Source organism: Thalassotalea hakodatensis, from assembly GCF_030295995.1.
Taxonomy (GTDB): Bacteria; Pseudomonadota; Gammaproteobacteria; order Enterobacterales; family Alteromonadaceae; genus Thalassotalea_C; species Thalassotalea_C hakodatensis.
Genome location: NZ_AP027365.1, coordinates 4,027,096 through 4,050,997, shown reverse-complemented (window position 1 = coordinate 4,050,997; position 23,902 = coordinate 4,027,096). Strand labels below are relative to the sequence as shown.

Genomic DNA, 23,902 nt, shown 5'->3' with positions numbered 1-23,902 from the left:
AATGAAAGCTACTATTGCTAACCTATCGATAGGTCAAAGAGTTAGAACTCCATCTGTATCAGGCAGTATTAAGTACTTTGACCATAAAGTTGTTTTTCTAGAGTTTGATAACGGTAAGTATCAGCAAATTAAAACGGGGGAGTTTATTTCTAATGTTAACGCTAGTAAATATACATTGGTTGAAAATGCTATTTCATTAAAATATTTTCCGCTGGATGAAGAGCAACAAAAAGTTGCAGAGTTTCGACTAGCGTACTGTGAAGCCTTAGATAAATTACCTAATCCTTGCGTGGAAATATATGCAAATGAGGCAATTGATAACGTTTATGAACTGCTCAAGGATAAACACCCTAAGAAGCCTAAATTTAAAACTAGCGATAAATGGCGCAGGCAGTGGATTAGAGATGGCCGAGATATTGCTCCCCAAATTTATAGCTATCAAGGGCCTAGAGAACAAAGAATGTCTCCTGAACTTCAGGACTTCTTATTTAAATTAGCCAAAAGGCATTACTTGCTCAGATCACAGCCTCCTGTTAGTGAGTTCATTAATATTGTTGAAAAGAAATTTAAAGCAAAACGCAATGAGTTCTACCCAGAGACATGCCCAACAGAAGGAAAGATCAGACGATTCCTAAAGAGAATACCTAAGCACATTGTTGATGAAAAACGACATGGCAAAGCATACGCAAAACTTGAAAATAGAGCTGCTCTTTCTTCCATTGAGACAAGTTTCATATTAGAGCGTGTTGAGTGTGACGGCTTGTGTCCTAACCTAGGGTTACTTAATGATGATGGCAGCTATGCTGGTAAAGTTTCTCTATTTTTGGTGATTGACTGCTTTAGCCGCTGCATATTGGGTTATACCGTTCAATTGGACAAGGGTGAATCTTCTGCCGCTGTTGTTCACTCTTTATCTCACTCTGTACGAGTCAATAATAAACCGCACGGCCAAAGAATTGGGGGCATAGGTTTAAAGTATGTTTTAGATAATGGTCCCGGTTATCGCGCTGAAGCAACGAAGCGATTCTTGGGTTCTCTTGGTGCAGAAATTAAATATTGTGCCTCCAATGCGCCACAAGAAAAGCCTTACATAGAGGCATTTAACAAAAAAATTCGTGCTGAGTTCTTAACGAAAGTGAAAGGGTATGTACCCAAGAAGGACAAAAAAGATGTTACAGATGAAAACCTGAAAAGTATGGCTAAGACTACCGTTGCAGAATTTTTACTGCGTTTGGAGCAGTACATTTATGAGGTTTACCACAAAAAGCCATTACAAGCGTTGAACAATCAAACTCCACTAGAGGTATGGGATGAGCATATTCAGTGTTCAGACCATATTACGTTAGAAGATATGGATGAACGCCTATTACTAAGAGGCCGAGAAAAGAAATTAACTCCATCACTTAAAGCAGGAATTCAACATCGAGGTCAGCAATTTCATTCATCGAAATTCAAAACATTTCTACGTGGGTATATTGATCAAAAAGGTAATGCTAAAAAAATTACCGTATTGATAGATGACTTTGATGCCTCGGCAGTAACTGCTGTCCTGCCAGATGGAACGATGTTGGAGTTATTGAATACTAAAGGTGCAGATGAGCTTAAAGATGTTAGTTTTAGCACAATAAAGTCACAGCTAAAAAGCAAGTCTCGACCAGATACTGCTGAACTTTTAACAGCACAAAAAGCTCGTAACATTCTCGCCAAGAAGCGTAAAAACGGAGAGCCTGTACCTCAAGAATATCTGACTGCGGAAGACTTTGACGACACTGAATATGACGAAAACAGTTCAATAGAGCGTTCTAATACCGTCCCTCATTCTAGCGAAGAAAACTATCGTAGCGGAGAAGAACAATGGTAAGTAATGAAGCTTTATTGATGAACCCTGAGAGAAAAAACAGAACGCTACTCCCCGCAACAAGTGAGTTTTTAGAGAGGAAAACCGCCACATCTCGTATTCAATTTTTAAATGATACGTTTGATAGGTGTAAAGCTACAGCCAACACTAGCAATCCTAGGTCAATGATATTGTCAGGGGTTGCAGGGGTTGGTAAGAGCCAGACCATTAAAAGGTATTTAAAACGCAACTCACGATATAAAGAGGGCTATCAAACAATTGTTCCTGTGTTAGCTGTAGATATCCCTAAAAAAGCGACTGTCGCATCACTCACGGCTGAAATATTCAGAGCGTTAACGGGGGCGAAGGTCGTAACTGGGCGTACGGATAACATAGCGAAGCAAATATACGGTAAGTTAGAAAAAGCTAGAGTGGAACTAATCATATTTGATGAGTCACAGCATTTACTTCGAGGCAGCGGAACAACTACTCAAGACAATGTGGATGCGTTAAAAGAGATTATTAACGAATTAAAAATTCCAATAGTACTTGTTGGCATGCCAAAAACTATGGAACTTCTAAAGATCAAAGGCAAGTTTGAAGAAGAGAAACAACTGGAATCACGCTGTCGTAAAAATCACGTATTAGCACCATATGGCAACAATGACGCTGGTTGGATTGAGATTATCGAGTTTTACCAAAATGCCCTTAATTGTAAAGCTAATCTGGAAGCGTTGTCAGATGCTATTTATTTGGCTACAGATGGGTTATTCAGAAACTTATCTTCGTTATTTTTGGAAGCGATCGAAATCGCTGGCTCAACTGAGGCGATAAATATCAAAAGTTTAACAGAAGCTTACGAAGAATATCGCCCTCAAAATCCACTAACTTTTAATCCTTTTAAGCTGAGTGCAAAGCAATTGGATACTGAAATCATGAATTATTATGGTTCTGAGGAGACATCATGTACGAGTTAATGACGCAAATTTTACCAGCTAATAATGAAAGTGCTCGTAGCTACCTTGTCAGACTTTCTACTGAAAATGACTACATTGAAGTTAAACAGTTATTTTCACATTATCAGGATGTTAAGACTATCAATATAGCGAGCAGTGAAAGCAGCATAGTCGAATGCGTTTGCAATCTGGTTGATGAAGCTAATCCAGCCTCTTTCTGGCCTGTGTCAGATGAAAAACAAGAGCAGCTATCATACTTAATTGATAGGCAACCAGTAGCTTGTCCTTTTTGTATGCGAGACCAAAACCATTTAATGAAGGACTGGCAGTTAATGCCCATTACTCATTGTGCAAAGCATCAAGTTCAGTTAGTAGAAAAGTGTCCATGCGGAGAAAAATTTAACTGGGATTCAACACTTATTGAGTACGGGTGCTCAAAATGCCTCAATTCGTGGAATGATATTGCCAATCACTGCCAAGTAGAAAAAATGCCAGATCATGTATTGCATTTTCATCGCTTAGATTTTGAAGAGCGTGCGCTGTTTCTTCAAGATTTAGCCGAATCAATATATCGAGTAGTTCGACCATATGACTCAATGCACAATAAAATAAAACTTTTACCAACAATTATAGATAATTGGACTGATGTGGCCCAACAAGGCTATGCCCTTTTAACAAACATTGATGCAATAAGTACTTGGTGCCAATCTTTAGCAAATGTACGGCATCAATATAAAGCTTTAAGTGAGCGTGCCGTCTTTTTTCCGGTGCATGAGTTACAAGATAAACTTCAAGGTAATTGGCTAATCAAGGGCATTAAACCTAGTTATCTTTCTTTTGCTCCTAAAAATGAGCTGTTGAGTGAAAGTACAATGACACCTTGCAGGATAAGAAATGAATCGACAAGTAGAGAGGCGAACAATACTTTAGCTAATGAACAATTACGCCATCATCTAGACCCAGCTGGGTTTTCCGAAATGTTTAATTGCAAAATGACACTAGTGCGTAAGTTGTTTCAACTTGATTGCTTTAAAATCACAGCTAATACAAAAAGCGGAAGAAATACCATTATTGATGCTCGCTTATTTATCAGCTCTATCATGGCATGTGATACGGAAGATCCTGAAAACACTTTATACCTTTCAGAGCTTGAAGAGTTGAAGTCAGTTTATTTACTTTCTGATGAATCGTTGGCGTTCGAAATTATAGCCGCAAGACTGCCTCTGCATATCGATAAAACTAAAAAATCACTAATAGATTCAATCAAGGTTAATGAGCAGGTCATCATTCATTTTTTGGAAAATGAATACTTAAAACAGTCAGGCGTAGTTTTTACACAAGTTGCAACAGCAAGGATTATCGGCATTTCAAGAACTCTAGTTGGTCAATTAGGCAAAGCAGAAATATTAACTGAGTTAGATCCGACCGTTGCTAACAAAAGATATACAGGAATATCCATTGCGAATTTTCTTAGCAACTATGAGTGTATTGAGAGGTGGGGAAGTGTTCATAATGTTGCGCCATATACAATAAAGTTGGCATTGAGTAAAAACAAAATTGAGCCAATATTTGAGTCATCGATCTACAAAAAAATACCTAAACTTGTATCTATATTAAATAATCTTTATCACCCAAGTTGCCATAAGCGAAAGCAACTTTCCTTGTCACTTTAAACAAACAAAACACCCGTCTAAAAGTTAAGCAATTGGCTTAACTTTTTTTTTGCTTTTTTCTCGAATATTTGTAATTATAAATATTGTAAGTCCTTATTTATATTGGGCTGTAGAGAATTCTATCGCTTAATGGAAACTTGAATAAAATTCTCTCGACTAATGAAAAAAGTGACGTTTTTTCATTTTTTCAACTTCTCTCTGATGCCTATTCTTCTTGAATGTTCATTCTCTTCAAAAATGAAAATTTCCAGATGTAATGTGTAACTGCCCATAATACTTGAGATTGCTAATCACTGAATGAGAATTAGCCCATCTAACATTTACTTTGATACGATACTGGACATTCTCCCCGCAGATATAAATATGCATGGTTTTGACAATAAACATTACCAATTCATCGTTAGAGTTTCGAGCTGCTGTTTAGTTGAAAATTATGATCTAAGTCGTTTAAAACGGTTTTGGCTAATACCATTAGAAAACACTTCTGAATCAGTGCATCTAAACTCAAGAGTATTTTCTTGTTGAGCAAATAGTGGAATACCACCACCTAACAGAACGGGAATAGTGGTAATTATGATTTCATCTATCAAATCTTCTTTTAGAAAGTTCTGAATTGTAACACCGCCGTCAATATACAAATTTTCATAGCCCTTACCTTTTAATTCTTCAGTTAATTTTCTTAAATCCCCATTTACCAAAGAAACTTTGTCTTCATAGCCTTTTGCTACAGCATTAAGTGTATTACTAAGAACGAATACTGGTTTTGAATACGGCCAATCACAATCTAGTGTTAACACTAACTCTAATGTATTACGCCCCATGACTAAGGCATCAATACTTTCCATATGTTTAGTAAACCCCATATCTAAGTTATCAGGGTTAGGAATTGCATGCAGCCATTCAACTTCATTATTTTTATCTGCGATGTAGCCATCAATACTTGTTGCTATAAATACAATATTAGTCATAGTTACCTCTTAGATTGATCTAAGATTAATTTCAAAATATTCTACACTGTAGAATTAATTTGTAAACCAACATAAATTGAATAAATATAATGACGATAAAAAAAAGAGGCCGACCTCAAAAAGAATCAAAGGCATTAAGCAAAGAAGTGATTATAGAAACAGCTAAGAAGCTGATGATAAGTGGCGGAAAAATACCAAGCATTAGATCATTATCTGCGGAACTCAATGTTGATGCGATGGCTATTTACTATTACTTTAAAAATAAAAGTGAATTGCTAGAAGAGCTAACAACATCCCTAATTTCTGAGATATATCAACCGCAAAAAGATTTAGAGTGGGAGGTAGAGCTACGCAAGCTTTCAAAGAGTTACATTGTACTTCTAAGCAAGTATGATGGTCTTTTGCAAACTTTACTGTCTATGAAGTCAGCAAGTCCAGCTAACGTTTTTATTAATAGATTTAAAATCATTATGAACAAGCTGAATATGAGTACATCCATAGAAAATGCTTCGTTAAACTTACTCGCAGATTACTTACATGGCTTCTCTATTTCAATGAGTTGTGATACCACAGGTAAGTTAACCGTTGATGATATTGACGAATCTCTTGATATTATTTTCACTGGAATAAATGCTTATATAGCCAATAGAAAAGATAATTTAACACCGTGACTTAAGTTTAATTGATTATCTCCTATGCGTTTACACCGATCTAACGGTCGAGCAGAAAATCTTGGCTAATATTGCCGTAAATATGCTCCTGAATTTACAAAAGCTAGCTAATGTCGGCTATTTGTGAACATTAAGATTGCTGACTGAATATCAGGTATCATGATTAAAAAACAGAGAAATCGATAAAATCTCATTTGTTTTAGCCATTCAAATAAACTACTTCAATATGAGATAGTCCCAAACATTATGCTTAGTCACACGTTATTTAAGCAAGTTTGTAAAATAATTGTTCATCCGTCTAAGTGGCCGTTAGCAATCCCATACAATGAAAGAAATATCGCTATTAGTAGATAAGTACTAAAGAATCTAAAATACCTTGACCGCTATGAATGCCACCTTCATTTTCATTAGCTGGCTTGCTTCGAATTAGGTATCCAGCATAACCATTCAGCTTTGTGACAGGTTTCCCATCAAAATAGGCTGTAAATAGGCCTATCTCACTAACTAAGTTATCTACTCTTATCGGTTTACTATCCCTTATTGCAACTGTGGGTATGTCACGCTCATGGGGAAATAAACGCTGCATAAATGTCCATGCATCGTAATCTTGCGGTTTTAGTTGTTCTAATTTTTCACTGATATCATCACCAAAAATACAATGCCCGCCACCTTCTCCTTGGTTTTTGAGTACCCATTGCTGTTTAGTTGCTTGCGTGTTAAACCAAGCGATTGTTGCTTGGTTGAGTGGTTTCATTTCGGCAAAAACGCTTTTTACTAATGTTCCTTCTTCTAGTGTCAGCCCCCAGCGAGTATAATCTTGGGGTAACATCAAACTAAGTTGCATTTGCATGGCTTTACTTGTTGCTAACTGCTGGCCAAATGTCGCATTAACTGCCACACGGTGTTGCTCAATGAACAACCTTGTTTGACTTAATGATTGACAACACATTTTTTCATCTTGCTCTGGTGTATAATAATCGTTGCACTGATAACCTGTTCGCAGATAGACGACATCAATTGCTCCAACCCCTGTTAACATCAACCGTTGATTTCTCCCTGTATAAAGTTCTTTGTGTAATTGCTTAAAAGTCCGCCTTACCGTTTGTAAACCAAGCTGTTGCAAAGCTACCTCTAGCAAATGTTGGTCATAAACGTTGTCTTCATTTTCTTGGATCACCATTAAAAAGATTGGCTTTTGAGCTTTTTCTTCCTCAGCAAAAGAGGCTTTAACGCTGTTTGCCGCTGCTGAAATTCCGTAAGCTAGCTGCTCTAGGCCTTTATTATCTGCTGGCGTAGATTTATCTGTTTCTAACCACCGCTGATATACACCTGTCCATTGACTATTAAGATATGCATGAAGCTCTGTCGCTCGTTGCCCAAAAGGTGCCATACCTGCGGCTATGCCATTGAACTCTATTACTTTTACTCCATGAGTTATATCACTCATAAAGTCAGTGCGCATTAGTAGCAAAGGTTTTCTTTCGGGTTTAATTCGGTTATCAATTTTGCCATGCGCCTGTTGATGTAAAGAAAGAATACGTGCAAAAAATGCATCTGCTTTTGCCAGATCAGCAAGCGAAGTTTGTAAAAAATCATGATCTTCAGAGATGTTGTTGATCAATTTAGTCATAATTGGCGTTATGTTACATAACCTTTCGAACACCTCACTATTCATTGCGATAGGAGCAATGCTCAATGGACAATGTTTGGCTGTATTATCAGCCTGACGAAATGCTACGCCATGCATAATTGCCCACTGAATAATGTCGTCAATCATCTGTTGTGGAATTAAAGGATTGGCATTACTCATCTTGGTAACTCCTATTAAGGTTATTAAGTTATTTAAAACAGACATGGATATAAGAAACTATCACCAGCGATTACCAATAGGGTTACAGCTAAAAATGCTGAAATTATTCGGTTGTTGAAAATAGACTATAATTGCACGATTTCAGTGATACTTGCCCTTGCGCTACCAATAATTAATGCCATTATTGCGTTAAGTCTCATACCGTTAACGCTATGGCCAAAAAGATAAATATGCTTAAAACATCAAGCGCCATGTCTTGTGTGATATCGATAATATCGGTAATTATTCTATAATTCTGGTTTTGTCGAATTATAGGTTGGTTTGTATACTTGTCAATATATTTCTAGTAATATCGAAGTATAAATTCTTCGAAGAGACGATGATGAACATAGAAACCATAGCCAAAGCATTAAAAGAGCTAGGCCACCCAACAAGATTAGCTGTTTTCAAACGATTGGTTAAAGCGGGTCGGCAAGGTATTCCGGTTGGGGTTGTTCAAGAAGAACTAAACGTGCCAGGGTCTACCTTATCACATCATCTTTCTGGCTTAACATCTGCAGGATTGATTAAACAACGACGGGAAGGAAGAACGTTATTCTGTGTTGTTGAGTATGAAAAACTGCTTTCTGTAATTTCATTTTTACGAAATGAATGTTGTGCGGATGAGCAATAAGGGGAAATATCAACAAAACAATCATAATTTTTTTGAATAATACGCGGATTAGGTTCGCTATCACATGCTACTTAATAGGGTGATTTTTTACCTTGAAACATTTATCAAGTGAAATTGAAGGCGTTTAATACATTAATTTTTCAAAGGAGTTAGTTGTCTTATAAGCCATGCCTTTCATCGTGCTTCGCTATTTTTTTTTCGTTTTTTACGTTATGTTTTTCCGCTAATAAATGTTCTCTCATTCCGTTTTAATACAGGTACCCTTATGAACTTTTGCTTACTTCAATACACGGTAGTGTTTATCTGCTTGTTTTTTGTTAGTGCATGTCAACTAACGCCGATAAAGCCTAGTGCTGATGAACAATTTGAACACACCGTGCAACAGTTATTAGATCACCGTGCAGGCAAGGGGAAGTATCAGAGTAACGAAAAAGAAGAGCAAAAACGCTATTGGCCAGATTTGTCACCTGAATTTTTAGCAAAACAGTACGAACAACGTAAAAGTATTGCCGCTGCATTTGAGCAAATAGAGCAAGATGAGCTGTCAGCTGAAAATAGAATTAACTATGCGATCATCAAAGCGCAACTTGATAACAAAATTGCTCACTATCACTATAAATCGCATTATATTCCGTTTAAGTCTGAATCAGGGTTTCATTCAAGTATCAATTTTACCGTTGATGCAACGGTATTTAAGAATAAAAAAGACATTGAACAATACATCAATAAGCTTGCAGCAATGCCAACATATTTTGAACAAAATATTGATTGGATGCGAAAAGGTTTGGCTGAAGGGATCACGCAGCCTCAAGCCGTTTTAGTAGATTATGAGCACTCTATATCAGCCTTTATCCCTGAAAAAGTTGAACAATCAGTGTTTTTAAAACCCTTTGCTACGAGTTCAACGTTGCTTGATGCTGAGTTTATTCAAGAACAACGTGAGCGCTTAGTCCACTTATTAACCACACAAATAATTCCTGCTTATGAAAACTATTATCAGTTTTTTACGCAAGAGTATTTTCCAAACGCCAGAAAAAATATTGCTGTTTCTTCAACGCCTAATGGCCTTGCCTATTACAACAATCGGGTAAAACACTATACAACCACTGACATGAGTGCAGAAGAAATTCATCAGCTTGGTTTGCGTGAAGTCGCACGTATTCGCTTGGAAATGGATGAAGTAATTGCCAAAACGGGTTTTGAAGGAACGTTTACTGAATTTACCCACTTTTTACGAACAGATCCGCAGTTTTACGCAAAAACGCCGTTAGCATTAATTAAAGAAGCGTCGTACCTTGCAAAGCAAATTGATGGCAAACTACCTTCATTATTTAAACATTTACCGCGTACACCCTATGGTGTGGTGCCGGTTCCTGACAGTATCGCACCTAAATATACCACAGGACGATATATCAGCCCGCCAAATGATCGCCATTCAGGTTCATATTGGGTGAATACTTACGCATTAGATAAACGTCCATTGTATGTATTACCAGCGTTAACTTTACATGAAGGTGTGCCGGGGCATCATTTACAAATTTCTTTAAATAGTGAGTTAGATAATTTGCCTACGTATCGGCAACACGCCTATATTTCAGCCTTTGGTGAGGGCTGGGGTTTATATGCTGAATGGTTAGGTATTGAAGCGGGCATTTATACTGATCATTACAGTAATTTTGGCCGACTGACATACGAAATGTGGCGAGCAGCGCGATTAGTGGTTGATACCGGTATGCATGTAAAAGGTTGGTCAAGAGCCCAGGCAATGGACTTTATGAGAGATAACACTGCGTTATCGTTACATAATGTTAAAACTGAAATAGACCGTTATATTTCATGGCCGGGTCAAGCGTTGTCATACAAAATAGGTGAAATCACAATTCGCAAATTACGCAAGCGAGCCGAAACTGAACTGGGTCTTGATTTTGATGTACGTGAATTTCATTATCAAATCTTAAAAAATGGTTCAGTACCTCTACATGTACTTGAAGCACAAATAGAGAAATATATTACTGAAGAATTAGCAGGAAAAGAGTAATCAATAGAATAGTGCGCTTAATGGGAAAGTGAGAGTAAGCGCACATTACCGCTACTTTATATTGTTGCTTCGAATTTTTTTATGACGTTGCTAATGGCTTGATCTGTTTCTGGGTCAAATTTTCCATCAGCATACTTGTCGTAAAATCCGCCTAAGCTATAGGTGTCCTTAACGTCACCGCCCCACCAAGGCATCAACTCTGCCATGTGTTTTAAGTTGGTTGCACCGCCGGTTGCGCCCGGAGATGTACTCATCAGTAATACGGGTTTTATTTTGTCACCAAAAAAGGGTTTTCCTGGCGTGGTTAAGCGAGAAAGCCAATCAATCACATTTTTTAAAAAGGCTGGCATTGAGCCGTTATGTTCAGGTGAAGCAATGACTAATGCATCATAATCAGACATCAACTCACGTAGTTGAATTGCGCTATCAGGAAAGCCTTGTTCTTGAACATCTAAGCCGTATAAAGGCATTTCATATTCGTTAAGATCTATGATGGTTACTTCATGCGAGGTGAATTTCTCTGCTGCTAAAGTAACGAGTGTTTGGTTGATCGATTGACTGTGGTTACTGCCTGAAAATGCTAACACTTTTTTCATACATACTTCCCCGTTGTGTTATTAATGATGACGGCATATTTGCCAATAAAAGTTAAGTTAACGTTACTATACTGCGTTCTATTTAGTAGATAAACTTGGTTATAGTGATAACATAGTTCACTATAAGTAAATAATTGTGGTTGTATGATGGATAAAATAAAAGCATTAACTGTTTTTAGGCGGGTGATAGAGTTAGGGAGTTTTAAAGCGGCTGCTGAAGATTTGTTGTTATCAAAGGCTGCGATTAGTAAAAATATTAATCAACTAGAAGATTATCTACAGGCACCATTAATTCACCGTACCACTCGAAAAATGCATGTCACTGAAAAAGGTAAACAGTATTATCATCAAGTGCGTAATATTTTAGATGAATTAAATACGGCTGATCTATCCATCATAGAATCCTCCAACCAGTTAAGGGGCTTAATTAAAGTAAGTGTTCCAATGTCGGCTGGCCTATTATTAATAAATCCTGCAGTGTGTGAATTTATGAAGGAACACCCTGAAATATCAGTAGAGCTGTTAATGAGTGATCAATATTTAGATTTGGTAGAACAGGGTCTAGATGTTGCTATTCGTGGCGGTGGACCGTTAAAAAGTTCAAGTTTAAAGTCGCGCAAAATACATGGGCTTGATCTGGTGCTTTGTGCGTCAGCAGGGTACGTGGATATTCATGGTCAGCCTAGCGAACCAGAATCACTTTATACACATAATTGTTTAATGTATAGCTTGGCTTTATCGCCTCGACAATGGGTGTTTCGCCAAGATAATGAGGTTCGCACCATTGATTTACCGCCAAGTTCTTATGTGGTAAATAATGGCTTGGCATTGAAGCAAGCGGCAAGAGCTGGCCTTGGTATACTGTTAACACCCGAATTGTTTGTTGCAAAAGAGCTGCAAACAGGAGAGTTAGTCAAGCTAATGCCAGACTGGCAAGCGGAAAAACATGCCTTATACGCCGTGTACCCTTTTCATAAAGAACAATCTAAAAATGTACGGACCTTTATCGATTTTATTATCAAATATGTGACAAAAAACTGTGAGAATGCATGACGCGAAGAGAAAGGTTTTCATTGTATTATTAGCATGGCTAAGAACGTTGTTTTGAGCAATAAATGAATGTGTTGCCGGTATTTATTAAAACAGCTTATCTAAGTCAGCTTTGGCTTGACGGATTTTGCTAAAAGTATCAGCACAGCCACCTTTGTCAGGGTGATATTTTTTAGCGAGTTTAAGGTATTGAGCTTTAATCGTTTTTTTGTCTGCATCTATGGGTAGGCACAAAATTTCGAATGCCTCTTTTTTAGTGTCATGTGCGAGGTATTTTTGCCAAAAGCTTTTGATCATATCGCTTATTTCGTGTTCCTGCGTTTTAAAATAATGTTGTGGGTTTAAGTAATAGCTTGCCAGCGGGTCTGTTTTTTCAGGTGTGTTTTTGGCTGGGTGCTCATCCGGTATTGCTTTGTTTATGACGACTCTTTCTATACGAACAGATTCAATAAAAAGCTGATATTTTTGTGTCGTTTTATAATGTGCTTTTAAGTGATAAAGGGCGTGCATACAAAGAAAGTGCGCGCTGAATAAATCTTTGTGATCAGCTAATGAAAAACGGTTAAAAGGTGCGATATTCTTGTCAGTTAAATGTTTGATAATGTCATATTCATTGGAAACAGGAGAAACACTGAAATAATGCTCAAGTTCATGAAATATTGGTGTTAAGTATGGATTTAACGTGCGCATTTCGTGTACCAGTTATTCATGTAGAGTCCATCATACATTAACGGGCTTTGTCTTTAAAATTCAAATAAATATCAAATACTCGATTTCAATCATGTATAGCAAAGCAGCTTTTAGCGCTGTATGCGTAAAGGTATTTAACGCTACTATTTAATGGAGCAATTATCGGTAAATGAGAAGAAAGGTATTAACATACTCTAATAAAAGCTGTTGAATCATGATTTTTTATCGCAAACGTTGCAAATTACACTACACTTTGGTGTTAAAGAGGTCGTTTTAAAACGTAATTCTCTTAACCTACCTAACCGGCTAATTGTTGTGTAATTAGCGTTAACATTAAATGGACTTTTTATGTTATTTGCAACGAATAGAACACCGAAAGAATCAGCAAGGAGTCGTAAAGGGCGAAAAATATCTTTCCCACCGCAAAAAACACGCACTAGCTTAGATATGTATTTTTGCCAACGCCTTGGTGAACATGACTACCGAGAAATAGGCAGTCCAGCATTTTTTCAATATCTTAAAAACCTACCCAACACTATGCAAGTATTGTTGTACATACATGGTTTTAACAATACTCCTGAACCTGATATCTTCCCCAATGCTTTACGCTTACAGCAGTTAATAAATCAACAATATGGAGATGAGTTTGCTTTAGTTGTTCCACTTATTTGGCCATGTGATGATGATGCCTTTTATGCTTTTATAGATGACTACTGGGATGACCAAAGAGCAGCTGATGCCAGTGGTTTAGCATTTGCGCGTATGTTGGCAAAGTTTGATAACTGGCGCACTCAAGAAGCAAGTAAAGAAAACCCTTGTACACGAAGAATTAACATTCTTGCTCATTCTATGGGTAATCGAGTGTTGCGAAACGCGATAGCCGCATGGGGAAAATACGACCATTGTGGCCAGGTGCCTAAACTGTTTAGAAATATTTTCATGGTTGCGGCAGATGTGGTTAATCATTGCTTAGAACCTAGCAATAATGGTGTACTAATTCCACAATCGGCTAGAAATGTCGTTGTGTACTTTGCCAATGATGACTTAGCCATGCCCGCGAGTAAATTAAGCAACCTTAGGCATAGAACCGTCTCTGCTCGTTTAGGTATGACAGGGCCAGAAGATTTAACCAAGGTGGCCAAAAATGTCTATGAGGTTGATTGCGATAGTTTTAATAACCGGTTTGATATGCCAAAAGGTCATTCTTATTTCCTGAATAATCAGGCGCAGGTGAGTCCTGCATTAGTGCATATGTTATCAGCCATGATTGACGGTAGGGTAAAACCTGCGAAAAGAAGTCACATATTAGCTTATCCATTAGAAAGCTCAGAGGACTTTTAATGAGGATGGTTTTAAGTAACGTATTGCAGAGTATAGGGTTTATCTTGTTTATACACTACGCTATTAGCCTGCTATACCGAGTAAAAAATTTAACAAAAGAATTAAAAATGATCATCTTATGAATACGAATCTGAAACTAACTGCTAGTAAATTGCTGTACTTTGTCTTAGCGATAAGTGCGTATTTATCAGGGTTAGTTCTATCAAACTTTTCGTTTCTTACTCAAATAATGCCAATTTGGTTACCGGCCGGTGTTGCTCTTGTTGGGTGTTATCTTTGGGGCTGGCGATTTGTTCCAGCGGTGTTTATTTGTTCTATTGCACTGAATGTTAGCATTAATGACGAGCTTATTTTTATTGATCTATTATCGTTGAAAGGTGCCAGTACGTTTTTGATTGCCTTTGGTTCATCACTGCAAGCTTTTGTGGGCGGGTACATAATGAAACGTTGGCTTGGAAACCCAATTGCTCAACCTGCAACGAGAAAGTTGATTTGTTTTATCGTAGGTGTTGGCGTCGTTGTGAACCTCATTGCCGCTAATATCGGCGTGGCAGCGTTAACCTATTTTAATGACGATTATGTGCTGAATAGTTACTGGGTTAACATGACTTATTGGTGGCTTGGTGATTCGATAGGAGTATTACTTGCAACGCCTTTCTTGCTAAGTCTTATTTCATTTTCAGACCAGGAAAAATTTCCTAAAAATGTTCGGCTTATTAATCTATTGGCAACGAGCGTATTATTTTTAGGGGTGTTATCACTGACAAACTTTTTTATTAACTATGCAGATAAAAATAGCCAAAAATTAATTACTAAAGAAATAAAGGTAATAGAAAGTAGTTTATACGCACGATTAAATAATAACTTACTTCAACTACAAACATTAGCAAACTTTATTCAAAATAATACGTTAGCACTGAACTCATTTCATGAATTCGCACATGAAATTATTGAAAATAACCCGACAATACACGCTTTGTCATGGAATCCACTGATATCCCAACGGCAAAAACCTCAAGAAGAGGCTGAATTACAGCGTATTTATCAAAAGCCGTTAAAAATTAGTGGAGAACCAATTTTACCGAAAGATCCTATTGTTTATGTTAAGTATATTGTGCCTAAAAGCGGTAATGAAAAAGCCATTGGATACAATGTGTATTCAAACGTTGAGCGTAAAAAGACCATAGAAAAAGCTAAAAATAGTTATTACCCGCAGGCAACGCCTATTATTCAGTTAGTGCAGATAACCAGCAAGCAGCCTGCCTTTTTATTGTTTATGCCAGTATTTGATGTGAGTGACAAAAATGAAACGCCAACTGCAAAACAACTAAAAGGCTTTGCTACAGGAGTGTTTTTAGTGAACACAATTCTTCATGAAACCTTTGGTGTTAATAACAAGCAACTTTTTCATTTTTTGTTATTTGAAGAAGGAGTGCCGCATTCTTTTGCAAAAAATGTAGATGATGATGTTACCAAGAACATAATGCATACGTTACGTTTTGAAAATTCAGGACAAACATGGCTATTAAACTTGTCACGTAACCAGCAATACCTCAAACGAGAACAAAGCCATTCATTGTTTTTGTTATTTATATTTCAGTTTTGCTTAGTGATTTGTATTATCACAATGTTGTTGTTGATGAATAATCGCCATTTAGTATTAAACAATCGAGTACATCATAGAACAATTTCATTGCATAAAGCGATGGAGAAAGCAGAACAAGCTAATCAAGCAAAAAGCCGATTTTTAGCGATTATTAGTCATGAAATTAGAACCCCATTAAATTCTGTTGTGGGCTTTTCCCAAATGGCAAAGCAATCAAGTGAACAACTTGAAATAAAAGAATATATTAACAAGATAGAGATATCTTCAGACATTTTATTGAATCTCGTGAACGATATCTTAGATTTTTCAAAAATTGAAGCGGGTAAATTGCAATTATCTGAACAAACGTTTGATATGCATCGCAGCTTACTACGAGTTGCCAGTATCTTTGAAACGCTCGCTATGAACAAGGGGTTGCAGTGGCAGCTTGATGATCAATTGCCAGCCAACATTCGATTTATAGGCGATCATGTCCGTATTGAGCAAGTGCTTGTGAACTTATGCAGTAATGCGATTAAATTTACCGGTAAAGGCTCCGTCGTGTTAAAAGCCATTGTTAATATCAACGGTGATAATGCCCTGATAACCGTGACCGTCACAGATACCGGTATAGGCATTAGCCAGATTAACCAGAAAAAGCTTTTTACTTTGTTTACACAAGCTGATGATTCTACTTCTCGTACTTATGGTGGTACGGGGTTAGGTCTGGCAATATCTAGAGAATTAAGTCAATTAATGGGGGGGGATGTCACAATAGTTAGCGAAGAAGGTGAAGGATCAACATTTACTTTTACCGCGTCATTAAAGGTGTCAGAGCATAATATAGCTAAATCTACTTCAACAACCGTGAGAAACTTTCCTCACTTGAAGGTGTTAGTTGCCGAAGACAATCGCATCAACCAAGCACTGATAAAAACCATTTTAAGAAAACATCAAATAGAGCCAGTTGTCGTTGATAATGGCCAATTAGCGGTTGAAGCATTGATGCGAGAGTCGTTTGATTTAGTGTTAATGGATTGTCAAATGCCTGTACTTGATGGTTACGAGGCTACAAAACAAATCAGAGCAATAGATACCTATAAACATTTACCTATTTTAGCGTTAACGGCTGATGTAAATGCGGAAAGTGTTGAATATGCTAAACAAGTAGGTTTTACTGAGCACCTAACAAAGCCAATAAATGTTGAGCGACTATTGGCGTGTTTTACGAAAATAAGTGACGATATTGCCAGTCGCAATATCTAATGGAGGCAAAATGTTCCGTGTTTATACACTAAAGCATATGTTGTCTACGTGCTAAGTTACGTTGTTATAAGGTTAGGTAATACATGATTAAAGCTATGTTGATATCCGCTTCTACCACAGAAATGGGCGGTGAAGAGCTAATTGAAAAGTGGCAGCAAGACGCTGATGCTACTTTATGGTTAGATCTAGAAGGGCTTGACCAGAGCATTGAAAAACAAATGTTATTATCGCTTGATTGTCACCCATTGGCGATTCAAGACACGCAACGTGATAGACACCCGCCTAAAGTCGAATTGTTTGAAAACTATATTTTTCTCTTGTATCGCGGTTTTGTTAGTTATGACGACATTTTAACGTTCGAACACTTGCAATTAGGCATGTTTATTGGGCATCGAATTTTAATTACTTGCCATACAGGAAGCTCTATTGCCGTTAATAATTTGTTCAACGAAAGCAGTGCTAAATATCTAGCGCGTAGTCCGGTGCATTTAGCATTACAAATGTTTCACTCTAGTTGCGGAAATTACTTAAAACAGCTTTTTACCTTTGAATCGCATTTAGAAAAAATTGAAGATCAATTTCAACTTAGCGGTAATGATAAGATGATGCGAGAAATTACTGCGTATCGCTCTCAATTGGTAAAAATTAGGCGTACTTTTAACTACCATGTGTCAATTGGTGAATCGTTAAGTCAGTTTTTAGAAAATGATGAAACATCATTGATCACACCTGTTGAAATTCATACCTTAACCGATTTACGAGAACGCCTAGAACGATTAATGAGTTTGTCGCAAATGTATTATGAAATTTGTGGTGACTTAATTGATGGCTATATGTCTGTTACTTCACATCAATTAAATGCAACGATGCGGGTGTTAACTGTTATTACTGCTTTGTTTGTACCTCTGACGTTCTTAGCGGGTATTTATGGGATGAACTTTGAACATATCCCTGAACTTAAGTGGGCGAATGGCTACTTTATTTTATTAGGGGTAATGTTGGTTATTTCCGTTGGACTCATTGTTATTTTTAAACGGAAAAAGTGGCTTTAATGTTAAAAGTTTTACTGCTTAATACATAACGAAAACGCAGTGCTTAGTAAAATGACTTTTCAACTTATATTTCTGATTAGAAACAAGGCATATTGATTTTTCGGTATGATGTTGGCTTAAAGTCAATACATGTTGCTACTTTTAACATGTGTTGATTTCTGGCATTTTGAGTCACTTCATCGGTAGGCATAATTTTGTACGATCAAGTTATTTTTCCTGACTTTCTCGCCTTTTAGCATTCCTAGTGCTAACGTTGAACTTGTGTGTTATTAACAATAATCAATAAGTTGAATGTGACCATGCCTGACATTCCTAATAATCATGCACTTGCCATGTTAGTGCTTACCGTGATTGCACTTTATTTTTTCAGGCGTGAAGATATACCCTTAGAAACGTCATCATTAGCGGTATTGGTGATGCTATGCATGATTTTTACAGTGTTTCCCTTTGATATTAATGGTCAGCAATTAGAACCGTCCTCTTTATTTTTTGGTTTTGGTCATGAAGCTTTGGTTACTGTTTGTGCATTGATGATCATTGGTCATGCATTAGTTCGAACAGGGGCTTTAGTACCTGTTGGTAGAAATTTAGCGAAATTGTGGAAAATAAGCCCGGCAATTTCATTGTTGGTAACATTGATCATTGCTGGGGCATTGAGCGCCTTTGTTAATAATACGCCAATAGTGGTGTTACTTTTACCTATCTTAACGAGCGTTGCCTTGCGCACAAAAACAGATACCTCACCTATGTTACTGCCCATGGGGTTAGCTACGTTAGTGGGGGGAATGACAACAACTATCGGCACTTCTACAAATTTATTAGTGGTGAGTGTGGCGAGTGATATGGGGCTGCCACGTATCGGCATGTTTGATTTTAGTGTGCCCGCAATCATTGCCGCTTGTATTGCCATCGCATATTTATGGCTAATTGCACCTAAACTTTTACCTCAACGCAAGGCGTCGTTACCGGATACTTCACCACGATTATTTAGTGCCTATCTTAATATTAATGAAGATAGTGTTGCGAACGGTAAAACCGTTGCTGAATTGTTGAAACTTACTGATGACCAAATGAGTATTGAATCGATACAACGTAGTCCTGAATACCGAAATATTCGTCCGTTTCCTGATACGATCATAAAAGAAGGTGATAGGCTACACGTTAAAGATCATCCTGAACAACTTAAAGAGTTTGAATCTGTTTTACAGGCAACCTTATTTTCAGGTGCACATAAAGTTGATGATGATCACCCTTTAAAAGCTGAAAAACAAAAACTTGTTGAAATGGTTGTTATCCAGGCATCAAATTTAGTTGGCAGAACATTGAAAGATGTTCAATTTGCCAAACGATATGGTATCTCTGTACTTGCTTTACACCGTAATGGTAGTGCCATGGATATTGGTCGTAAAAGTATCGGCAACGTGATAATTCATGCTGGTGATGTGCTATTGGTGCAAGGAGATGCAGACCAAGTGGCAGAGCTGAAAAGTTCTCAAGGATTCTTAATTATTGATGGGGCGTCAGATTTACCTTATTCGCAAAAAGCCCCAATTGCCTTATTTGTGTTGTTTTTAGTCGTCGCTGTTGCCGCTATCGGTGTTTTACCTATTGCTATTAGCTCACTGTGCGGAATTTTAGTATTACTCATGACCAAATGTATTGACTGGAGTGAAGTATCTGCTGCTCTTAGTACGCAAGTGATCCTCATTGTCGTTGCGTCTTTAGCGCTAGGCTCTGCAATGATGCAAACTGGTGGAGCTGATTATATTGCGCAGGTTTTTGTGGCCTTTGCGGTTGATTTACCTCCATGGGGCATAATTGCCTCGTTAATGCTAATGCTCGCGATTATGACGAATATTGTCTCAAACAATGCAGCGGCGGTTATAGGCACACCGATAGCTATCTCAGTAGCCAATCAACTTTCTTTGCCTGTTGAGCCTTTTATTTTAGCGGTACTTTTTGGCGCTAACCTAAGTTATGCAACCCCCATGGCTTATAAAACCAACTTATTAGTGATGAATGCTGGTGGTTATCAATTTTCCGACTTCATTCGTGCGGGTGTACCATTAATTATTTTAATGTGGGTATCATTGTCGTTCCTTTTATCTTGGATTTACTTTTAATACTCCGACTGCCCTTTGGGTTGAGCTAAACACTATTTCTTCATCGTTGTTCGCAATTGACATGGAATAACCATGCGCCATTGCTCACGGTTTGAACAAAAAGCGTTTAGTTCGAACAAAATTTAATCTCGAAAGATCAACAGACCCTAGTAACAGGTCAGTAAAATAATGTGGAGATATAGATAAATTTGTCTTGATCTAGATCAAGTTCCGTTCTAAAATTCTAAACGTTCAGAAATTATTGAAAGTTTAGAAGATGAAAGTATCACCTCGGATAGAAAGTTTTGTAATGCATTGTGGTGAAATGGGCAGTCGATGGGGGTTTAATCGCACGATCGGTCAAATAATGGGCTTGCTTGTCATGAGTAAACAGCCATTATCAGCTAACGAGATAGGTGAAACACTCAGTATTTCTCGCGGTAATGTCAGTATGGGTATCAAAGAGCTGCAATCCTGGCGGCTTGTGAACGTGCAACATATTGCCGGTGATCGAAAAGATTATTACTTACCGTCGGGTAGTATTTGGGAACTTGCAAATCGCATTTTTGAAGAAAGAAGTAAACGTGAAATTGATCCAACATTATCGTTACTGCGTGATTCCTTGCTTGATGAACCATCTAATCCACATGAAGAATATGCTTTACAACAGATGGATGAAATTCATGATTTGCTAGAAACATTAACTAAATGGGCGCGTGAGTTGCAAAGTGTTAGCCCAGAAAAATTAACTACCCTCATGAAGCTTGGCTCGGGTGTGGTAAAAATGCTTGATTTTAAAGACAAGGTTGTAAAGTCGAGTAAACACTAGGGGGTGTTGCTCTTTCGAGATTAAATTTTGTTCGAAATAAACGCGAAAGATCAACAAGCCCTATCTTCCTATAATTGATTATACTTTAAGTGCAATAGCAATATTGCGCTACGGACTTACTCACGCCAAATTTGGCAGAGGTATATTATGTTAGAGACAGAAATGCTGTCGCGAATTCAGTTTGCGCTTAATATTAGTTTTCATATTCTTTTTCCGACCATCACCATCGCGTTATGCTGGTTTCTTGTGTTCTTTAAAGTGCGTTATGACCAAACACAGCACCCTGTGTGGATGCGAGCCTACCGCTTTTGGGTAAAAGTGTTCGCGCTTACGTTTGCTTTAGGCGTAGTAAGCGGCATTACCATGTCGTTTCAGTTTGGTACTAATTGGCCGGGCTATATGGAAAAGGTGGGGAATATTGCAGGCCCATTATTGGGTTACGAAGTATTAACGGCCTTCTTTTTAGAAGCAACGTTTCTTGGCATTATGCTATTTGGTATGAAGCGAGTGTCCGCAAGGGTACATACTATTGCGACTATTGTGGTTGCTGTTGGCACAACGTTGTCTGCGTTTTGGATTTTAAGTTTGAACTCTTGGATGCATACGCCAACTGGCTTTGAAATAAGAGACGGGGTAGTGTTTCCTGTCGACTGGTTTGCCGTTATTTTTAACCCTTCATTCCCTTACCGGTTCTTCCATATGATGATTGCGTCTGGGCTTACCGCGTCATTTTTAGTTGCAGGGTTGAGCGCATACCGTCTGTTACTAGGAGATGAAAAGCAAGCACCTAAACTCACGTTAAAGGTTGGTTTAACCGTTGCAGTTATATTGGCTCCTTTACAAGCATTTGTTGGTGACTTACATGGCTTAAATACTTTCGAACATCAACCGCAAAAAGTCGCCGCGATGGAAGGGGCGTGGGAAACTGGCACTAATGCACCGCTATTGTTATTCGCTATTCCTAATGAAGAAACTCGTACTAACAGTTATGAATTAGGTATACCAAATTTAGCCAGTTGGATTTTAACACATCAAGCAGATGGGGAAATTAAGGGCCTAAATGACTTTATTGACAACCACCCACCAGTAAAACCTGTGTTTTATGGCTTTCGTGTCATGGTAGGTATGGGGTTGATGATGATTTTAGTTGCATGGCTTGCGCGTTTTCAATTGTTCAAGCAGCAAAAGGTATCAACGGGTTTATTAAAGGTGCTTGTGTGGATGAGTTTTTCTGGCTGGATTGCAACGCTTGCAGGTTGGTATGTCACAGAAATTGGCCGTCAACCTTATTTAGTCAGTGGCATATTAACGGTGAAAGAGGCTGTCACTGATATAGCAGCTGAAAATGTAGTGATCAGTTTAACAATGTATGTCGTGGTCTATGTAAGTTTACTCGTAGCATACCTACATACCATTTTCTTATTGGCGAAGCGTGCCGTGAAGGTGGAAGAATTTGAAAATGAGGAGTTAACCAATGTAACTTCTCCTTACCGTGAAAATGAATGGGAGAATAATCATGTTTGATCAACAATCGCTTGCCGTTATTTTTGTAAGTTTAATGGCATTATCAACGTTATTGTATGTGATATTAGATGGTTATGATCTTGGTGTTGGCATGTTGTTACCGATAGAAAAAAAAGAGCATGCCGACACCATGATAGCGTCGATAGGCCCCTTTTGGGATGCAAATGAAACCTGGTTAGTGTTTGCTGTTGGGCTTTTATTAATCGCTTTTCCTGCAGCGTATAATTTGATACTAAAAGCCTTGTATCTTCCTAGCGTGGTTATGTTGATTGGCTTGATCTTGCGGGGCGTTGCTTTTGATTTTAGAGCAAAAGCAGCAGTGTCACATCGTAAAACTTGGGATAAAACTTTTAAAGCAGGATCATTTATTGCTGCGTTGTCTCAGGGGTATATACTTGGCATTTATGTGACCGGCTTTGAGCAGTCTTGGATGGCAACATGTTTTGCGATAATGAGTGCCTTTGGTGTTGCTTGCGCATATATGCTAATTGGTGCAGGTTGGCTAGTGATGAAAACACATGGAGAATTACAGCAAACAGCCATTAAGTATGCACAGCGTTGTGTGGTTATCACCTTTATTGGTGTGGTGCTAGTATCCGGTTTAAATTTGTGGGTTAACCCTGAAGTTTATGAAAAGTGGTTTACTTGGCCATATGGTTTGTTTTTATTACCAATTCCGATGGTCTGTTGTATTGCTTTTTTTCTTTGTTTTAATGTACTTAGACATTTGAAAAAAACACCAGAACATGGCTCAGGTTTACCTTTTTTTATCACGGTATTTATTTTTACGTTAAGCTTTTTTGGCTTAAGCTTTAGCTTTTTCCCTGACATTGTGCCTAATCAGTTAACCATTTGGCAGTCTGTTGCTGCACCAGAGTCACTTAACTTTATACTGTGGGGAGCTTTCATCGTTGTACCAACTATTTTAGCTTATACCGTCTATTCGTATCGTGTTTTTTGGGGTAAAGCAGATGAACTCAACTATTACTAAGACGAATGGTCTTTTCATTAAGGTAATAACAAGATTAAATACCAGCGTTATTGATTACTTCGTTGAATCAATCGAATTTGATTGCTCTACTACATTAATGTAGGACTGTTATTTCTCTTTTTATACAGGGTATTCTTAATGCCCTGTTTTTTTCTTTTATTATCCTTCAAAATTATAACCGTCAAACAATGTTGTAGCTTGTCTATGAGCAATTGAGCTCGTAAGAGTAATGGCAGAGCGCTATACTGTT

Annotated in this window: 18 protein-coding genes; 14 read left to right on the top strand and 4 right to left on the bottom strand. The window is 37.7% G+C overall.

Going from position 1 to position 23,902, the window contains the following annotated elements; all coding sequences use genetic code 11:
• Position 1 precedes the first annotated feature (1 nt).
• From QUE72_RS17950 to QUE72_RS17940, 3 genes are read left to right on the top strand one after another with little or no spacing between them, the layout of a single operon-like run.
• Positions 2–1,861, top strand: coding sequence for a DDE-type integrase/transposase/recombinase (locus QUE72_RS17950; protein ID WP_286270519.1), 1,860 nt, complete (start codon positions 2–4; stop codon positions 1,859–1,861).
• Positions 1,855–2,814, top strand: coding sequence for a TniB family NTP-binding protein (locus tag QUE72_RS17945; RefSeq protein ID WP_286270517.1), 960 nt, complete (start codon positions 1,855–1,857; stop codon positions 2,812–2,814). Before QUE72_RS17950 ends, QUE72_RS17945 begins: the two co-directional genes overlap by 7 nt.
• Positions 2,802–4,466, top strand: coding sequence for a hypothetical protein (locus tag QUE72_RS17940; protein ID WP_286270515.1), 1,665 nt, complete (start codon positions 2,802–2,804; stop codon positions 4,464–4,466). The genes QUE72_RS17945 and QUE72_RS17940 overlap by 13 nt, the downstream gene beginning before the upstream one ends.
• A gap of 431 nt (positions 4,467–4,897) precedes the next feature.
• Here the strand turns inward: QUE72_RS17940 and QUE72_RS17935 are convergent, their stop codons facing one another.
• Positions 4,898–5,434: a dihydrofolate reductase family protein gene (locus QUE72_RS17935; RefSeq protein ID WP_286270514.1), complete on the bottom strand. Its 537-nt coding sequence runs from the start codon at positions 5,432–5,434 to the stop codon at positions 4,898–4,900.
• Between the two features lie 89 nt (positions 5,435–5,523).
• Between QUE72_RS17935 and QUE72_RS17930 the strand changes: the two genes are divergently transcribed.
• Positions 5,524–6,105 (top strand): TetR/AcrR family transcriptional regulator, encoded by a 582-nt coding sequence (locus QUE72_RS17930; RefSeq protein ID WP_286270512.1) that lies wholly within the window; start codon positions 5,524–5,526, stop codon positions 6,103–6,105.
• Positions 6,106–6,448: 343 nt separating this feature from the next.
• On the opposite strand, the gene QUE72_RS17925 is transcribed toward QUE72_RS17930, so the two are convergent.
• Positions 6,449–7,915 carry a glutathione synthase gene (locus QUE72_RS17925; protein ID WP_286270510.1) on the bottom strand — a complete coding sequence of 489 codons (1,467 nt, stop codon included), beginning with the start codon at positions 7,913–7,915 and terminating at the stop codon, positions 6,449–6,451.
• 382 nt (positions 7,916–8,297) lie between these two features.
• Here QUE72_RS17925 and QUE72_RS17920 point away from each other — a divergent pair, with 382 nt between their 5' ends.
• The gene (locus QUE72_RS17920) at positions 8,298–8,588 is read left to right on the top strand and encodes an ArsR/SmtB family transcription factor (protein ID WP_074499618.1); all 291 of its coding nucleotides are present in this window, start codon (positions 8,298–8,300) and stop codon (positions 8,586–8,588) included.
• Between the two features lie 265 nt (positions 8,589–8,853).
• A complete protein-coding gene (locus QUE72_RS17915; RefSeq protein WP_286270509.1) occupies positions 8,854–10,626 on the top strand; it encodes a DUF885 domain-containing protein in 1,773 nt (590 codons plus the stop codon).
• A 56-nt stretch (positions 10,627–10,682) separates the two neighbouring features.
• On the opposite strand, the gene QUE72_RS17910 is transcribed toward QUE72_RS17915, so the two are convergent.
• Positions 10,683–11,222, bottom strand: coding sequence for an NADPH-dependent FMN reductase (locus QUE72_RS17910; RefSeq protein ID WP_074499620.1), 540 nt, complete (start codon positions 11,220–11,222; stop codon positions 10,683–10,685).
• A 144-nt stretch (positions 11,223–11,366) separates the two neighbouring features.
• On the opposite strand from QUE72_RS17910, the gene QUE72_RS17905 reads away from it, so the two are divergent.
• The gene (locus QUE72_RS17905) at positions 11,367–12,275 is read left to right on the top strand and encodes a LysR family transcriptional regulator (protein WP_286270507.1); all 909 of its coding nucleotides are present in this window, start codon (positions 11,367–11,369) and stop codon (positions 12,273–12,275) included.
• Positions 12,276–12,359: 84 nt separating this feature from the next.
• Here QUE72_RS17905 and QUE72_RS17900 read toward each other — a convergent pair whose 3' ends face one another.
• A complete protein-coding gene (locus tag QUE72_RS17900; protein WP_286270506.1) occupies positions 12,360–12,962 on the bottom strand; it encodes a DNA-J related domain-containing protein in 603 nt (200 codons plus the stop codon).
• A 348-nt stretch (positions 12,963–13,310) separates the two neighbouring features.
• Between QUE72_RS17900 and QUE72_RS17895 the strand changes: the two genes are divergently transcribed.
• From QUE72_RS17895 to cydB, 7 genes are all read left to right on the top strand, one after another.
• Positions 13,311–14,303 carry an alpha/beta hydrolase gene (locus tag QUE72_RS17895; protein ID WP_286270505.1) on the top strand — a complete coding sequence of 331 codons (993 nt, stop codon included), beginning with the start codon at positions 13,311–13,313 and terminating at the stop codon, positions 14,301–14,303.
• Between the two features lie 118 nt (positions 14,304–14,421).
• Positions 14,422–17,154 (top strand): ATP-binding protein, encoded by a 2,733-nt coding sequence (locus QUE72_RS17890; RefSeq protein ID WP_286270504.1) that lies wholly within the window; start codon positions 14,422–14,424, stop codon positions 17,152–17,154.
• A gap of 83 nt (positions 17,155–17,237) precedes the next feature.
• The gene (locus QUE72_RS17885) at positions 17,238–18,206 is read left to right on the top strand and encodes a magnesium transporter CorA family protein (RefSeq protein ID WP_286270502.1); all 969 of its coding nucleotides are present in this window, start codon (positions 17,238–17,240) and stop codon (positions 18,204–18,206) included.
• A gap of 299 nt (positions 18,207–18,505) precedes the next feature.
• Entirely contained in the window at positions 18,506–20,329 is a 1,824-nt protein-coding gene (locus QUE72_RS17880; protein ID WP_074499761.1) for an SLC13 family permease, read from the top strand.
• 256 nt (positions 20,330–20,585) lie between these two features.
• Complete coding sequence (locus QUE72_RS17875) at positions 20,586–21,137, top strand: GbsR/MarR family transcriptional regulator (RefSeq protein ID WP_074499626.1); 552 nt, start codon at positions 20,586–20,588, stop codon at positions 21,135–21,137.
• 147 nt (positions 21,138–21,284) lie between these two features.
• A complete protein-coding gene (locus tag QUE72_RS17870; protein WP_074499627.1) occupies positions 21,285–22,661 on the top strand; it encodes a cytochrome ubiquinol oxidase subunit I in 1,377 nt (458 codons plus the stop codon).
• Positions 22,654–23,652 (top strand): cytochrome d ubiquinol oxidase subunit II, encoded by a 999-nt coding sequence (gene cydB, locus QUE72_RS17865; protein ID WP_074499628.1) that lies wholly within the window; start codon positions 22,654–22,656, stop codon positions 23,650–23,652. The genes QUE72_RS17870 and cydB overlap by 8 nt, the downstream gene beginning before the upstream one ends.
• Positions 23,653–23,902 lie beyond the last annotated feature (250 nt).

Bases quoted from the DNA above. Each gene is read 5' to 3' on its own strand.
- QUE72_RS17950 (WP_286270519.1), top strand. From the start codon at position 2: ATGAAAGCTACTATTGCTAACCTATCGATAGGTCAAAGAGTTAGAACT.
- QUE72_RS17945 (WP_286270517.1), top strand. From the start codon at position 1,855: ATGGTAAGTAATGAAGCTTTATTGATGAACCCTGAGAGAAAAAACAGA.
- QUE72_RS17940 (WP_286270515.1), top strand. From the start codon at position 2,802: ATGTACGAGTTAATGACGCAAATTTTACCAGCTAATAATGAAAGTGCT.
- QUE72_RS17935 (WP_286270514.1), bottom strand. From the start codon at position 5,434: ATGACTAATATTGTATTTATAGCAACAAGTATTGATGGCTACATCGCA.
- QUE72_RS17930 (WP_286270512.1), top strand. From the start codon at position 5,524: ATGACGATAAAAAAAAGAGGCCGACCTCAAAAAGAATCAAAGGCATTA.
- QUE72_RS17925 (WP_286270510.1), bottom strand. From the start codon at position 7,915: ATGAGTAATGCCAATCCTTTAATTCCACAACAGATGATTGACGACATT.
- QUE72_RS17920 (WP_074499618.1), top strand. From the start codon at position 8,298: ATGAACATAGAAACCATAGCCAAAGCATTAAAAGAGCTAGGCCACCCA.
- QUE72_RS17915 (WP_286270509.1), top strand. From the start codon at position 8,854: ATGAACTTTTGCTTACTTCAATACACGGTAGTGTTTATCTGCTTGTTT.
- QUE72_RS17910 (WP_074499620.1), bottom strand. From the start codon at position 11,222: ATGAAAAAAGTGTTAGCATTTTCAGGCAGTAACCACAGTCAATCGATC.
- QUE72_RS17905 (WP_286270507.1), top strand. From the start codon at position 11,367: ATGATGGATAAAATAAAAGCATTAACTGTTTTTAGGCGGGTGATAGAG.
- QUE72_RS17900 (WP_286270506.1), bottom strand. From the start codon at position 12,962: ATGCGCACGTTAAATCCATACTTAACACCAATATTTCATGAACTTGAG.
- QUE72_RS17895 (WP_286270505.1), top strand. From the start codon at position 13,311: ATGTTATTTGCAACGAATAGAACACCGAAAGAATCAGCAAGGAGTCGT.
- QUE72_RS17890 (WP_286270504.1), top strand. From the start codon at position 14,422: ATGAATACGAATCTGAAACTAACTGCTAGTAAATTGCTGTACTTTGTC.
- QUE72_RS17885 (WP_286270502.1), top strand. From the start codon at position 17,238: ATGATTAAAGCTATGTTGATATCCGCTTCTACCACAGAAATGGGCGGT.
- QUE72_RS17880 (WP_074499761.1), top strand. From the start codon at position 18,506: ATGCCTGACATTCCTAATAATCATGCACTTGCCATGTTAGTGCTTACC.
- QUE72_RS17875 (WP_074499626.1), top strand. From the start codon at position 20,586: ATGAAAGTATCACCTCGGATAGAAAGTTTTGTAATGCATTGTGGTGAA.
- QUE72_RS17870 (WP_074499627.1), top strand. From the start codon at position 21,285: ATGTTAGAGACAGAAATGCTGTCGCGAATTCAGTTTGCGCTTAATATT.
- cydB (WP_074499628.1), top strand. From the start codon at position 22,654: ATGTTTGATCAACAATCGCTTGCCGTTATTTTTGTAAGTTTAATGGCA.